The organism is Bacillus sp. 3103sda1 (assembly GCF_024159135.1).
Classification (GTDB): domain Bacteria; phylum Bacillota; class Bacilli; order Bacillales; family Bacillaceae_G; genus Bacillus_A; species Bacillus_A rhizoplanae.
Window position 1 is genome coordinate 4,220,015 of record NZ_JAMYWS010000001.1, and the last position, 14,975, is coordinate 4,234,989.

Annotated in this window: 11 protein-coding genes; 6 read left to right on the forward strand and 5 right to left on the reverse strand. The window is 35.4% G+C overall.

Annotated elements, in window-relative coordinates; all coding sequences use genetic code 11:
• Window positions 1-294 precede the first annotated feature (294 nt).
• A complete protein-coding gene (locus NKR74_RS21205; protein ID WP_098309236.1) occupies window positions 295-1,671 on the forward strand; it encodes a glycine--tRNA ligase in 1,377 nt (458 codons plus the stop codon).
• A 266-nt stretch (window positions 1,672-1,937) separates the two neighbouring features.
• Here the strand turns inward: NKR74_RS21205 and NKR74_RS21210 are convergent, their stop codons facing one another.
• Window positions 1,938-2,315, reverse strand: coding sequence for a hotdog fold thioesterase (locus NKR74_RS21210; protein ID WP_253630756.1), 378 nt, complete (start codon window positions 2,313-2,315; stop codon window positions 1,938-1,940).
• Window positions 2,316-2,409: 94 nt separating this feature from the next.
• Here NKR74_RS21210 and NKR74_RS21215 point away from each other — a divergent pair, with 94 nt between their 5' ends.
• The 5 genes from NKR74_RS21215 to NKR74_RS21235 all read left to right on the forward strand — a co-directional run bounded on the left by NKR74_RS21215 (window position 2,410) and on the right by NKR74_RS21235 (window position 8,011).
• Window positions 2,410-3,153: a DUF3298 and DUF4163 domain-containing protein gene (locus NKR74_RS21215; protein ID WP_253630757.1), complete on the forward strand. Its 744-nt coding sequence runs from the start codon at window positions 2,410-2,412 to the stop codon at window positions 3,151-3,153.
• Between the two features lie 50 nt (window positions 3,154-3,203).
• Window positions 3,204-3,794: a biotin transporter BioY gene (locus NKR74_RS21220; RefSeq protein WP_098309239.1), complete on the forward strand. Its 591-nt coding sequence runs from the start codon at window positions 3,204-3,206 to the stop codon at window positions 3,792-3,794.
• A gap of 211 nt (window positions 3,795-4,005) precedes the next feature.
• Window positions 4,006-5,562, forward strand: coding sequence for a murein biosynthesis integral membrane protein MurJ (gene murJ / locus NKR74_RS21225; protein ID WP_098309240.1), 1,557 nt, complete (start codon window positions 4,006-4,008; stop codon window positions 5,560-5,562).
• On the forward strand, window positions 5,555-6,622 hold the full coding sequence (locus tag NKR74_RS21230; protein WP_098309241.1) for a glycosyltransferase family 4 protein: 1,068 nt from the start codon (window positions 5,555-5,557) through the stop codon (window positions 6,620-6,622). Before murJ ends, NKR74_RS21230 begins: the two co-directional genes overlap by 8 nt.
• A gap of 12 nt (window positions 6,623-6,634) precedes the next feature.
• Window positions 6,635-8,011 (forward strand): O-antigen ligase family protein, encoded by a 1,377-nt coding sequence (locus tag NKR74_RS21235; protein ID WP_253630758.1) that lies wholly within the window; start codon window positions 6,635-6,637, stop codon window positions 8,009-8,011.
• A 35-nt stretch (window positions 8,012-8,046) separates the two neighbouring features.
• On the opposite strand, the gene NKR74_RS21240 is transcribed toward NKR74_RS21235, so the two are convergent.
• The 4 genes from NKR74_RS21240 to NKR74_RS21255 all read right to left on the reverse strand — a co-directional run bounded on the left by NKR74_RS21240 (window position 8,047) and on the right by NKR74_RS21255 (window position 14,945).
• Complete coding sequence (locus NKR74_RS21240) at window positions 8,047-10,599, reverse strand: YfhO family protein (protein WP_253630759.1); 2,553 nt, start codon at window positions 10,597-10,599, stop codon at window positions 8,047-8,049.
• 128 nt (window positions 10,600-10,727) lie between these two features.
• On the reverse strand, window positions 10,728-13,424 hold the full coding sequence (locus NKR74_RS21245) for a YfhO family protein (RefSeq protein ID WP_253630760.1): 2,697 nt from the start codon (window positions 13,422-13,424) through the stop codon (window positions 10,728-10,730).
• Window positions 13,425-13,505: 81 nt separating this feature from the next.
• The gene (locus tag NKR74_RS21250; protein WP_098309245.1) at window positions 13,506-13,928 is read right to left on the reverse strand and encodes a GtrA family protein; all 423 of its coding nucleotides are present in this window, start codon (window positions 13,926-13,928) and stop codon (window positions 13,506-13,508) included.
• Between the two features lie 12 nt (window positions 13,929-13,940).
• Window positions 13,941-14,945, reverse strand: a complete 1,005-nt coding sequence (locus NKR74_RS21255; protein ID WP_098309246.1) for a glycosyltransferase family 2 protein — start codon at window positions 14,943-14,945, stop codon at window positions 13,941-13,943.
• Window positions 14,946-14,975 lie beyond the last annotated feature (30 nt).

Consider the following 14,975-nt stretch of genomic DNA (forward strand, 5'->3'; position numbering starts at 1 on the left):
TGGTAGCGATGAAGGACAAATAAGTACTTGCAAAAACGAAGCGATTCAGGGATGGTGAAAGCCTGAAACTGCAAGGAAAAAGGCAGTCCCGAGCAATGCAATATAAAGTGGACATACAATTTTGTGTGTCAACTAGGGTGGAACCGCGGGCAAACGCTCGTCCCTAGGCTGAATAAGCCTTGGGACGAGCGTTTTTTTATTGAAAAGCGGAAGCGGCTCACTCCCCTAATCACTTCTACAAGTACTACTCTATCCTTCATCGCCAATACGTTACCTTTTAAGGAGGAATTGAAAATGGCTTCAATGGAACAAATCGTAAACTTAGCAAAGCATCGTGGTTTTGTTTTTCCGGGTTCTGAAATTTACGGTGGTCTTGCAAATACTTGGGATTACGGTCCACTTGGTATCGAATTAAAAAACAACGTGAAAAAAGCTTGGTGGAAAAAATTCATTCAAGAATCTCCGTATAACGTAGGTTTAGACGCAGCAATTTTAATGAACCCAAAAACTTGGGTAGCATCTGGTCACGTTGGAAACTTCAACGATCCAATGATCGACTGTAAAAAATGTAAAGCGCGCCACCGTGCTGATAAATTAATCGAAGATGCTTTAGATGCAAAAGGCATCGAAATGATTGTTGACGGTCTTACTTTCGATCAAATGGCTGGATTAATGAAAGAACACGAAGTAAAATGCCCAGATTGCGGCAGCGAAGACTTTACTGAAATTCGTCAGTTCAACTTAATGTTTAAAACATTCCAAGGTGTTACAGAATCTAGCACAAACGAAATTTTCCTTCGTCCTGAAACAGCACAAGGTATTTTCGTAAACTTCAAAAACGTTCAACGCTCTATGCGTAAAAAGCTTCCATTTGGTATCGGCCAAATCGGTAAAAGCTTCCGTAATGAAATTACACCTGGTAACTTTACATTCCGTACACGTGAGTTTGAACAAATGGAACTTGAATTCTTCTGCAAACCTGGCGACGATTTAGAATGGTTCACATTCTGGCGCAACACTTGTAAAAACTGGCTTCTTACACTTGGTATGAACGAAGAAAGTATGCGTCTTCGCGACCACGGTGAAGAAGAATTATCTCATTACAGTAACGCAACAACTGATATCGAATTTAAATTCCCATTTGGCTGGGGCGAACTTTGGGGCATCGCGTCTCGTACAGACTTTGACTTAAACCGTCATATGGAGCATTCTACTGAAGACTTTAACTATGTAGATCCACAAACGAATGAGCGTTACGTACCATACTGCATCGAGCCATCTCTTGGCGCAGACCGCGTAACATTAGCATTCTTATGTGATGCATACGAAGAAGAGCAATTAGAGAACGACTCTCGTACAGTTCTTCGTTTCCACCCAGCATTAGCGCCATTTAAAGCAGCAATCCTGCCGCTTTCTAAAAAGCTATCTGAAGGTGCACAAGAAGTGTTCGCAGAACTTGCAAAAGACTTCATGGTGGACTTCGATGAAACAGGTTCTATCGGTAAACGTTACCGCCGTCAAGACGAAATCGGTACACCATTCTGTATCACTTACGACTTCGACTCTGTTGAAGACAAAGCAGTTACAGTACGTGACCGTGACACAATGGAACAAGTACGTATGCCAATTAGCGAACTAAAAGGCTTCTTAGAAAAGAAAATTCAATTTTAATGAGAAAACGACTGCTTGAAGCAGTCGTTTTTTTCATCTTCTCAATATATCGGCGCTTCGACAGGATATAAAGTGAAACTTCCATCAGTGACGCTTTTCTCACTGCTGGAAAGCTCTCACCAATCGGGCTTTTACGGGCAGTTTTCTTCCCCGCTCTTCTCCATCCTTTACTGCCCGTTAATACGGGATAAAGACCCTTCCACAATGTTCAACACATGAATACAGCATGAAAGAAAAAAAACGATTGCCAATATCGGCAATCGTTTTTATTTTTTCTCTTTCACTGCAACTGTACATCTGGAAATACAAATTAAAGTATTGTCTTCATCAATAATTCGAATGTCCCACACCATCGTCGTCTTCCCTTTGTGAAGTGGTGTTCCGATCGCTGTTACAATTCCTTCTCGTTTTGAATATAAATGATTTGCATTAATTTCAAGACCAAAGCACAGATATTTATCTTGATCAATTAAATTATATGTACCAACACTTGCAACTGTTTCTGCTAGAGCAACAGATGCTCCTCCGTGTAAAAAACCAAATGGTTGATGCGTACTTCCATGTACTGGCATTGTCGCTACAACCTTCTCCTCTGTCATTTCTAATAATTCAATACCTAATGCTTCCATTAATGTTTTAGGCATACGATTATCCCCTTTCGAATTACCAAAAAACGCATAATAATATCTATTTCTTTTCAAACTATCAGTGAATCTATAATACATGGAGGTACCTTTTATGAAGAAACTATTATATATTATATTATTTTTTTACTTCTCTATCGCTATTGTACCAAAAAATGCAATAGCAGCCCAAACATCTAACCTTACAATTAAAGTTCATACTATGACCCAAAAAGGTAAGAACCCTTATTTTGAATATCAACTTAACTATCCACAATTTCATAATATTCCAGATGGACAATTTCAAAAGAAATTAAATACGTATTATGAAAAAAGCACGAACCAGTTTAAAAAGAACTTAGAAAAAGATGCAAAAACATATTATGAACAATCACAAGAGACAGATGCTCCATTTCATCCATATATCGCGAATGTTGACTACAAAGTAGGATTAAATAAATTCCCATTGCTCAGTCTATATGTAAATCGCTATCAATATACGGGCGGCGCTCATGGCATGTATGAGTGGAAAGCAAATACATTTGATGTAGAGAAAAACAAACCTCTCCGCTTAGCAGACTTATTTCAAAAAGATAGTCAATATGAAACAATCATTAAGACAGAAATCGTTAGACAAATTGAGCAAAATAAGGAGAACTTCTTCCCAGATGCTGCCGAGAAAGCGATGAACGAAAAAAAGCTCAAATACGTTTTAGAACAAGATCATCTCATGATTTATTTCCCGCTGTACGAAATTGCGCCGTACGCAAGTGGTATTCCACAATTCCGGATTCCATATACACTACTTCGTGAAGTGTTAAAGCCAAAATATCAAAATATTCTAATTGACAATGCATAGATGAATTCAGTACGATAATGTTAACTACAAAACACTCGGGGGTTAACATTATGAATAAACTTCGTGCATCAGACTTAGCTTTAGCTGCAATGTTTGTCGCACTTATGGCGATTGGTGCAAATATTACATCTTGGGCACCATTTCTACAAGTTGCAGGTGTTCCGCTTTCTATGCAGCCATTCTTTGCTATTTTAGCTGGTCTTCTTCTTGGAAGCCGAATCGGGGCCTTATCTATGATTGTTTATACACTAGTTGGAATTGCAGGAGCACCTATATTCGCTGGCTTTCAAGCTGGGTTTAGTACTCTATTAAGCCCAACTGGCGGATTTATTCTTTCTTTCATTGTTGTTGCTTATGTAACAGGTAAAATCGTTGAGCAAGTCAAAAACCCAAAATTCGGTACATTTGCTACTGCTTCTGCTGTCGGAATCATTCTTGTCTATATCATTGGAACGACTTATATGTACTTAGCTATAAACAATTGGGTAGGCGGTCATATTAGCTATGCAGCAGCTTGGAAAGTTATGATGTGGTTTGCTGTAAAAGATATCATCTTTACAATGATCGGTGCAGTTATTGCACCTCGTATATACTATGCTGTTCGCCGTTCTGCCTATCAGAATAGTCACTTTGCTTCATAAGGTGAAACCGTTATTTCATACTATTGTTTTGTTATAAGAGGCGGGAATTATTACGGTCTTTTATTGCGAGCTAAAAAGGATATCCGCCCCTATTAGGTGATATCCTTTTTTAATTGGGAAACATTTTACGTTACCAAGATATATTTGATTTTTACATACAAATAAATTATGCTTGAAAAAGAATTAAATTTAAATAAGGAATTGATTATAAATGAGTAGAGAGGCATCTCAAGACAATACAAAAAGATTTCTCATTGTAACACTATTTTTCACCCTTGGGACAGCTTTAGGAAAACTACTTGGATTTACAAAAGAAGTAACACTTGGAGCTTATTTTGGTACAAATTATGCCGTTGACGCATACGTTGTAGCTTTAAATATACCAACTATTGTTTTCACTGGTATTACAGGGGCTTTCGCCTTTTCTTTCATTCCTATCTTTATGGAGTTAAAAGGAAAAGATCCACATAAAGCATATCGATTTATGAATAACTTTTTAAACATCGTTCTACTTATTTTTTTCATTCCGCTTTTGCTCATTGAATTACAGCCCCGCTTCTTCATTTCAATATTTGCGCATGGGCTCCCTGAGCAAACAGCTTTATTATCGGCTCATCTATTGCAAATTATTTTTCCGACTGTATTTTGTACATTCATGATTGATATTTTTAATGCTTATTTGAACAGTTTACATAAATTTCGTATTACGAGTATGCAATGGGTTGTATTAAACGGTATTACACTTATTATTTTTATTTGCCTTGTACAATGGATAGGAATTTATGCACTTGCATTAGGTGTTATTGTCGGAAACATCGTACAAAATATACTCGTTTATTTCGCCTCCAAGCGTGAAGGATATCGCTATCAATTTGTAATCGATTGGAAAGATCCTTCTTTAAAAACCATGATATCTTTGAGCATTCCTGCTTTTATTACAAGTATGTCTGTTCAAATTAATCTACTTGTAGATCGTACACTAGTCTCCGGATTACAAGAAGGATCCATCGCGGCTCTTAATTACTCCCAAAAGCTATACTTTATTCCGCTTGGGTTAATTGCTGCTCCTGTTTTAACAGTTATGTATCCTAAATTTGTCGAATACGTAAATCATTCGAACTGGAAAGACTTCACAAAATTAATGGAAACAAATATAAAGGTGCTGTTATATTTGTTTATTCCTGTTTTTATTTATTTCACCTTTTTTACAGAGGAAATTGTCAAAGTTGTTTATAACTATGGTGCATTTGGGGAAGATTCTATCATAATGACAGCAACCGCGCTGCAATTTTATGCGTTAGCTGCCCTCATGCAGCCTTTAAAAGACTTACTTGATCGCTTGCTTTTTTCTTTGAAACTGAATCGATACATTATGTATGCATCGATTATTTCCATGATTATAAATGTTATATTATGCATTATACTCGTTAACCAAATTGGTTTAGCTGGTGCAGCTCTTTCCACTTCAATAGCATCAGCCAGCACTGTACTCATGCTATTATGGATGCTCCGAAAATTCATGAAAGAGAAAGAACAGGTAAGCTCGCACTACGGTGGCTTTTTACTTAAATGTATTGTTGCATCTTTTGTAAGTTTGTATGCTTCCAAACTGCTGCTTCATTTCTCACACGATACAAAGTTGCTTATCTTATTAGCAATAGCAATTGGTGCCATCGTTTACTTACTCGTCACTTATATATTAAAGATAAAGGAGCTACAACAATTGCTGTCGCTATTTTTAGGTAAAAGGAAGAATATAAATGAATAAAATTATGTACCTTTTAAATTATATCGGGGACGGCGGATCCGAAAAATACGTTCTAGATTTAATGGAATCCGTTGGTCCAGAACACTGTATCCTTGTATACTCTATCCCTGGTCCTTTCTTAAAAAAGTTTGAACAACTAAACGTACCGATGTATCAAATCAAAATGCGTCATCCTTTTGATATACAAGCTGCTATGCAGTTAAAGAAAATTATAAAAAAAGAAAAAATCGATATTGTTCATGCACAGTTTTTACGTGAAAATTATATCGCTATTCTAGCCAAATTATTAGGTGCTCCTATTCGGGTTATTTGGACATACCACGTAAATGTGCCGATGTCATTTCACCTAAAGTGGAGCAATTCCTTTTTTACCCGCTATAATGATGCTATCATTTGCATCTCTCAATTTATGAAGGAGCAGCTATGTCAAAAGGGCGTACCAGAAAAAAAGATAAAGGTCATTTATAACGGGGTTGCAGATCCGTATATAGATGCCTCTCTTTCTCAGCATCGCCCCCAAAAAATAGCTGTTATCGGAAGGCTTAGCAAAGAAAAAGGACAACTATTCTTATTAAAAGGCTTGAAAGAGCTAAGAGTACTACATCCATCTTTACAATGGCATTGTGATATTATCGGTGAAGGACCATTAAAAGAAGAGTTAACAGAGATGATTCAAGAGTTATCACTATGTGAACATGTATCATTAACAGGCTTTCAAGACGATATTATAAAAGAATATACAAAACATGACATTATTGTGATTCCATCAGAAAATGAAGGATTATCCTATGTCGCTATTGAAGCAATTGCTATGAAAAAACCTGTTATTGCAACAAATGTCGGTGGTTTGCCAGAAGTAATTGTTCATAATCATTCGGGTTTATTAATACCGTATGGATCGGAAGAAACATTGGCTGCATCTTTAGCACAATTATTACAAGATGAAAAGTTATATCATTCCTTAGCAGAATGCGGACGCGAACATTACTTACAAAACTTCACTTTTTCAAAAATGTTAAAGGAAGTTACAGCAATTTATCGCACACCATCATCATGTTAAAGGAGGATATATATGACACATTCAACTCGATTCTACTATATATGGGCAAGTATCTTCTTCGTTATATTGGGATTACTGTTTCCATCAACTTATACCGGACTTTTCATTTCTGTCGCACTAGCATGTGCTGCTTTTCGAGATGAAAAGCTCGGTATTGCTTATTTACTAATGTTTATTCCGATGCGCCCCTTTCTCGTTGCTTATAATCCTGGGCTAAAGTTTATCGGTCTATTCATCATTATTTCTCTCGTATTGCGTCTATTATGGCAATACCGACATAATATTTCACAGCTTTTTTCATTCCGATACTTTGAAATATTATATTTTCTTTTCTGCTTGTTTGGTGCTGCTATCGGTCTATCGCATGGTGTTTCACTTGTCGCAATTGCTATGCAGTTACACACACTGCTTCTATTTTATTTTTTATACTATATCGCTTCTCGTATCACCATTCACGATGAAGATATATTATTTTTTGCGAAGATTACCTTTATCGCTTCTGTCATTATGTCTATACAGGGGCTGATTGAGAAACTATCACTGCGAACCATGTTATTGCCGGAAGCTTGGAAAGATCTTGTGCTTGCTCCAACAAACAAAATTCGGATATACGGAATGGCGGGCGGCCCAAATGAATTGGCACTATATTTGATATTAGCTTTTCTTATTTCACTATACGTTCTTCGAAACGTATCAGGGAAAATGAAATATGTCACATATATAGGACTCACACTCATTGCCACAACATTATGGCTCACATATTCACGTGGTGCATTTCTAACAGTTACCGTCTTTTTAGTTGTCTATTTATGCATCAACCGGAAATTTTCAAATTGGAAATCACTGCTAGCAATTGCCCTTGTGTCATTTCTATGCGCTACATGCATCTCAAAAATGACGAACTATTTAGAGGGAGATAGAATGGGTGTAAAACGATTTACGGAAGCACTCTCAGAAGACACAGTTGAACTTAGTAAACAAGACGGGCGCATTTACTATGTAAAAAAAGCTGTTGAAATCTTTCAAGATAAACCAATTACCGGCTATGGATTTGGAACATTTGGCGATGCTGCTACGCAAACTTTCTCATCGCCTATTTATAAACAATATGAGATTACATGGGACTTCTATTCCGATAATCAATACATTCAAATACTTGCTGAAACAGGTATAATAGGTGTGTTCTTATGTGCGGGATTCGCCTTTGGATTCCTTTCTCTTCTTTGGAAATATAGGAAAGAATCACCTTTTGCTCCCCTTGCTTTATATTTAATAGTCGGAGTACTTATTGGCAGCGCATTTTATAACATATTAGAAAATGCTTCATTTATGATGTACTTCTTTTTAACAACTGGGTATATACAGCACCGTACAAAAAAAAGCTACTGAAGAATTCAGTAGCTTTTTTCTTTATTTTTCATTTCTTATTCTACGTTTTTCCGTAACATCCTTGTCTGTACAATAGCAAATAATACAGTAAGGATGATGCTCACAACAGAAATAATGATACCCAGTTTTAAACCTGGAGAATGGTAAGTAAGTACAACTTCATGGTCACCAGCATTCGCCTTGACTCCTAATAAACCATCTTCAATTTTTTCTGTAGACTGCTCTTTCCCATCAATTGTAACGGACCAGCCAATATCATAAGGAATCGGAAATACAAATGTAGATTCATTCTTTAATGCTATATTTCCTTTTATTGTTGTTCCTTTGTTTTCAGTAACTTTCATTGTGTTCTTTTGTAATTCTTTTACTGTCTCATTAAATTTGTCTATGTCTAATCCATAAAACTGAATCCCTTTTAATGAGAAGACATCCTGGTCCTCAACCTTTATCTTCATTGTTGTAGTCCCTTTTGTTGGGAAGTATCCAAAATCAATTATAGATTTTTCTGGATCAGGTGGTAAGTAACACGTATACTGGTCATTCACTACGATTTCTTTCCACTTTTCAACTCCATTAGCTAGTCCATATAATTGAACCTCTTTTGGTATACTTACTTGAAGCGTAATATATCCCGGCTCTGCCTTATTAACTCTTTCATATATTCCTTCTTCTCCTGGAACAGCAGCCATATTTTTTAGCGAAATTTTTGGATCTGCTAGCTTTTTAAATAGCGTTCCTTCTTGGGCACCAATCAGCTTTTCTTGAAAAACAAAAGGATTCTCTTCATTTTTAGAAGGTAAACTTTCAACTGGATAACCGAATGGAACAATATTATTATTCTTAAACACATTAGCAAAACCAAATTGTTTCATTTTCTCGTATCCGTATTTCGGTATACTACCATCTTCAATTCTATATCCATTTTTTAAAATAGCGTCAAATAATAATGTATTACCATGATTATTTGCTACTAAAAAGTCCGGAGACGTTGAGTACCCTGTCTGCTTTAAGAAGCGATGAAATGATCCATTTGCCATCGAATTAAATGTTTGAAAAGATGGATAATCATATTGTAATGAATCATTTAGCGTTCGAAAGTATTGAGAATTTACACGATACCGCTCTGTATTGATTTCATTTACATATTGAATAGCTTGTTTAGCAGTTTTATTCAGTTCGTATTCTTTTCGCTTTGCATAAGTCATTTCTTTATGAAGGCCATGAATATAGTTATTTGTATTGAAACTAACATCAGCTATTAAACAAATGAGCAATAATCCTGTTGTTAATTTTGATAATGATGGTTTCACCATACGAATATGCAATGCTATAACCACAACCGTAATAAAAAGAGCGTTTGTAAGCAGTATATCGTTATAAACTGCTTTATATCCTTTCACTGATAATGAATAGAGTAGAATAAGATGTACGATGTAACTAATCCATAATGGCACAACATATCTTCGATTCATATGTTGAAATACTCTGGCTGCCATAAAAATTGTTAACATAACAAATACAAAGGCAAAACGATGTGGATACGCATTTGGCGGCTTATTCCCATGCCAAGCTAAATTTAAAAACGGAATTGCAAAACTGCAAATTAAGAACAAAAATACAAATATAGATAAGAATTTTTCTCTCTTGTTAATTTCTTTATTAACAAAGTATAAAGGTAATAATACTAATACTAATGTGGATGCATATACATTAGGAGCACCAAATAAACTTGAATCATATCCTCCAGATAATAGCTTCCAATAAAAATCAAGTAAATTAAGATTCCATTCTAATTTGAAGTCCATTGAACTGATACTATATGGGTTACTCTTTAACGCTCCAAGAGTTGGAAAAATAATTACAGATCCTATTCCAACAGCTAGTCCCGTTCCAATGCAAAACAACAGAAAATATTTCCCCCATGTTTTTATATCTCGAAACTTATATTGTGAAAAGAGTCGAATGATAAAATAAAGGAATGTAAAAATCCCGAACATAAATGAAATATAGAAATTAGCGATAAACATAATCGCTAATGCAACCGTAAAGAAAATAACCTTTCTGCCCTGTAAAAGCTTTTCCACTCCGATTAAAACAACAGGTAGGAACACGACACCATCTAGCCACATGACATGAAATGAATAGGCCATAACATACCCTGACAATGCATAAGCAGTTGAAAACAGTAACAACCCTTTATGCTCTTTCCCTATCACATAACGTAAAAACCAACCACATGTTAATCCTGCAAATCCCACTTTTAAAAGTGTAATAAGAAAAATAAATTCTGGAATGCTTTCCTTATTAAAGAAGTAAAGAAGAACAGAAAACGGGCTTGCTAAATAGTAGGCGAATGTCCCGAGAAAGTTAAGTCCCCCGCCTAATTCAATTGTATATTGTAAGCTCTTCCCTTCTGTAAATACGCTATGTAAATAAGAATAAAATTGAACATATTGCGTGTTTAAATCACTAATTAATATTGAATACTTTCCAAACGGATATACACCGAACAAAGCATAGCATATAAGTAATATACAGAATGGAACGAAAAAGAACAGAACGCCATACAGACTTCTTAATTTTTTCATTATTTTACGCTCCTGTTTTATTTTTATTTTCCTCTTGCGTACTTGCTGTTTCTTGACGTAAGCGAATATATAAAAATCCTCTCTAAGTAGGCTCTGTTAGCCCTACTTAGAGAGGATCCTCTTTCATTTTACTTCCTCTTCTTCAGCACGATAAAGCAAAGTAAAACCGTTGCTAGTAAGCTGATAACAGAAACAATGACCCCTACTGTAAATCCTGGGGATGTATACTTCAATTCAATTGTATGCGTACCTTTTGGTAGTTCTATTCCAAGAAATGCATCATTTAATTTCAGTACTTTTGCATCTTTCCCATCAACTGTTGCTTTCCATCCTTTATCATATGGAATAGATAAGAAAAGGAAATTATCTTCTTTTACATCAATCTTTCCTTCAACACTGCGACCCGTGTAGTTTGTTACGTTCAACGGCTGTTGTTTTAATTCATCTACCCGTTTTTCAAATGTATCTACATCAAGTCCATAGAACAATTGTTGATCTAATTCAATAGAATGAGGTTTTACCTGCACTTCTACTTCCACTTTTTCATTTTCAAAAGAGCCCAAGTCAAGAATACCATTGTTCCAATAATACTCTGGATAATTAGATAAGTCGCTATCCGGTCCCTCACCAATTGTTTTACCTAATGTTTTTCCATTTACGTAAACCTTTGTTACACCAGTTGGGTTCACACGCAACTTTGTATATAACTGTTGTTTTCCTTTAACATCAAACACGTATTTAATACTCGCTGGCTTATCATCTTGCAGTTTTGCCAACTCGATTGGTTTTTGGTTTGTAAGAGCCATTTTTTTCTTTTCATTAGCAAGTTGTTTCTTGCTTTTTTCTGTTTCTACTACTTGTAAGTTGTCATATTGAACAGAAACCGGTTGAAGCGCTTTATAATATTCAACACTTTGTCCATTTAACTTGCCAATTAGTTTATTTTGCTCTTCAAATGAGTTTGTATAATTGTATTTTTGAACCTTTAACTTATCTTTTCCTTTTGTATCAAACTCTTCTTTATTGACCATATATCCAAACGGAAGGGCATTTTTATTCTCATATATGGAGAAGTCACCGACACTGTCGATTTTTTCAAAACCATATTTATTTAATGGACTATCCGAGATCATATATTTCATACCAAACAGGGCATCAGTTGAAACAATTCCTTTGCCGTTTTGTAAAATTAATGCGTCCAAATAACCGTAACCTAAATCTTGCATATATAAATTCAAATGACCATTCGCAACAGAATTGAAATGAGTAATACCTTTATACCCGAAGCGCATCGCATCATTCCAGGTTCTCCCCATTGTCGTTTCCATGCGATATAACCCTGGATCTTTTTCAGCTACTTTTTGAATCGTTTCTTCATATCCCGGATATGGAGATGCATATTCTTGACGATTAATGTAACCATACTCATAACCCATTAGCTTAATCGAATACATTGTATTCAGTGCAACATCCAGCGAGGCTATAGCTAACAAGGCAAAAGATACTAATGCTTTTTTGTTTTTTAGTCGAACCTTTAAGTATAGTAACAACGCATAAACAACAACCAAAAAGATGTTTGCCATCATTTTATTGGATTGCATATAAGAAGGTGCTACTTTCCCAAGTAAAATGATCATAAATAGGTTAAAGAAAACTACTTTTTTCAATGCTGGTAATAAGTCTTCTCCAAATACCATAAATGTTCGAGCAGCCACATAAACAAGCAAAAATGAAAATACAAACGAATAACGATACGGGAAATTCGTTGGCGGCTCAAAACCATGCCAAGCAATATTTAAAAACGGTAGTTCAAAAGAAAGAACTAAAAACAGCATCACTGTCCCATACACAATTTTTTCTTTTAATGAAATTTTCTTTGTTACAAAGAACAATGGTACAAGCAGTACTGTTAATACACCCGCATAAACGTTTGGCATTCCATTAACCGTTGTATCAATAACCCCATTAAAGAAGCGACTATAAAAGTCCAATGGGTCAAAATTAAACGTTGTAGAAAATGGAATTTTCGTACGTTCCGCAAAGTTGCTGTTTAAATCCAAATACGTTGGCAGCACGATGAATGCTGACATTCCAACTGCTAAACCTGTCCCAATACAGAACCATACAAACTTTTGAAAGAATTGCTTTACATTGCGAATGTCATAAAGGACACAAAAGCGCACCACAAAGTAAATAAATGTAAAGATTCCAACCATATAAGAAATATAGAAGTTTGTAATAAATGTAAGAGCTAAACTAAAAATAAACAATCCATATTTTTTAGTCGTCAACAACCTCTCAATTCCAAGCATAATGAGTGGAAGTAGATAAATTGCATCTAGCCACATGACACAGAAAGAATAGACTGTTACAAATGACATTAACGCATAAAAAGTTGAGAATACTGCAATTGTAATATCACGACGCTTCATCATGTGACTTAAATAATGCGTCATTGTCATACCAGCTAACCCGACTTTTAATAATGTCATGACCATAATCGCTTCTGGAATATGAGCACGATCAAAAAAGAGAATTAAAATAGAAAACGGGCTTGCTAAATAATAGGCAAATACGCCAAGGAAGTTTAGTCCCATTCCGCCTTCCCAGCTATAAAAAATGCTTTTTCCATTTTTCATAACATCATATAAATATGTGTAAAACTGTACATACTGTGTGTGCAAATCAGTAACAAGAATTGACTTTTCTCCAAATGGAGCAATACCAAGCAGCATAAACATTACACCATAAATAGAAAACGGAAGGAAAAAAGCTAATGCGTACAAAAATTTCTTTTTCTTAAATAAATCTAACAGTTGTTGCATTATACGCCTCCATATTATTCCTAGTTCAAAATATATATGTATAAAAAACAATAGCCGGCATAAAGCCAAGCTATTTGTTTTTTATGCATTTTGGCCTTCTTTAACTTCGACCTTTTTTTTAAAGATTATATATTTACTTGCAAAATAGTTAACAACTACAACAATAACATTCGCGATAATTTTAGATACTAAATCATTGATACCTAACCATTCGACTAATGCAATCATAGAGAAAAGATCGATGAAGTAAGATAAAACGCGAAAGCCCATAAAATAGAAGAATTCTTTCATGGCATGGGCAAAGCTTGTGTGTTGGCTGCTAAATACATATTTTTTATTTGTAATATACGCAAACAGCACAGATACAATCCATGCAATTGTCGTGGCAACTTTGTAATCCATTCCAGCTAAAGTTGCACAAACATAATACGTAACAATGTTGACCAGCGTCGTTAAACCGCCAAAAAGCAAATAGTTAAAGATTTCCTTCGTCTTGTTATTCACGTTTGTAATCTCCTAACGATTTGATTTTACTTTATGATCTTCTACGCGATATAACTTTGCTGTCGGCTTTTCATCCAAATTTGTTACTTTATCATCATTATACTCATCTACAAAGTATAGTGGACGATTTTTCGTTTCGTTAAAGATACGTCCTAAATATTCACCGATAATTCCAATTGCGATTAACTGTACGCCGCCGATGAATAAAATCGCTGTCATCATAGATGGATAGCCGCTTACCGGTTCACCATACATCATCGTCTTAATAATAATCCACACCATGTAACAAAATGCAAAGAATGATACGGTAAACCCTGTGAAGGATGCAAGACGTAATGGAAACGTTGTAAAGGATGTGATTCCTTCGATTGCTAAATCCATTAGCTTAAAGTAGTTCCATTTCGTTTCACCAGCCGCACGCGGATCACGGTCAAATAAAATTTCTTTCTTATTGTAGCCAATCCAACTGAACATTCCTTTTGTATAGCGCTGTGTTTCACGAATTTTCTTTAATGCTTCCACGCAGCGTCTGTCCAGTAAACGAAAATCGCCTGTATTTTCTTGAATTGGGATTCTTGTTGTTTTCTTTAATAGGCTATAGAATTTCCCAGCTGTCCATTTTTTCGCCCAAGATTCTCCTGCACGAGAACGTCTTTTGGCATAAATGTCATCATAGCCTTGCTCCCAATATTTAATCATTTCTGGGATTAATTCCGGTGGGTCTTGTAAATCAGCATCAATAATGATAACCGCATCTCCCATTGCATGATCCAGTCCGGCAATCATTGCTGTTTCTTTTCCAAAGTTACGAGATAAATCTACATAAGAAATGCGTTTATCGTGTACTCGAAACTCTTTAATAATATTTAATGTATTATCTTTACTTCCATCATTCACAAATAAAATCTCAAAGTCGTAATTTGGCACCGACTCAATTACTCCTGTCAACCGACTATACAACTGATCTAACACTTCTTCTTCATTGTAGGCCGGTACTAAAATTGTAATGGTCTTCAAAGTAGGTACCCCTTTCTTTTTCAAATTTTC

Coding starts and splice junctions, on each gene's coding strand:
- NKR74_RS21205 (WP_098309236.1), top strand. CDS start 295: ATGGCTTCAATGGAACAAATCGTAAACTTAGCAAAGCATCGTGGTTTT.
- NKR74_RS21210 (WP_253630756.1), bottom strand. CDS start 2,315: ATGCCTAAAACATTAATGGAAGCATTAGGTATTGAATTATTAGAAATG.
- NKR74_RS21215 (WP_253630757.1), top strand. CDS start 2,410: ATGAAGAAACTATTATATATTATATTATTTTTTTACTTCTCTATCGCT.
- NKR74_RS21220 (WP_098309239.1), top strand. CDS start 3,204: ATGAATAAACTTCGTGCATCAGACTTAGCTTTAGCTGCAATGTTTGTC.
- murJ (WP_098309240.1), top strand. CDS start 4,006: ATGAGTAGAGAGGCATCTCAAGACAATACAAAAAGATTTCTCATTGTA.
- NKR74_RS21230 (WP_098309241.1), top strand. CDS start 5,555: ATGAATAAAATTATGTACCTTTTAAATTATATCGGGGACGGCGGATCC.
- NKR74_RS21235 (WP_253630758.1), top strand. CDS start 6,635: ATGACACATTCAACTCGATTCTACTATATATGGGCAAGTATCTTCTTC.
- NKR74_RS21240 (WP_253630759.1), bottom strand. CDS start 10,599: ATGAAAAAATTAAGAAGTCTGTATGGCGTTCTGTTCTTTTTCGTTCCA.
- NKR74_RS21245 (WP_253630760.1), bottom strand. CDS start 13,424: ATGCAACAACTGTTAGATTTATTTAAGAAAAAGAAATTTTTGTACGCA.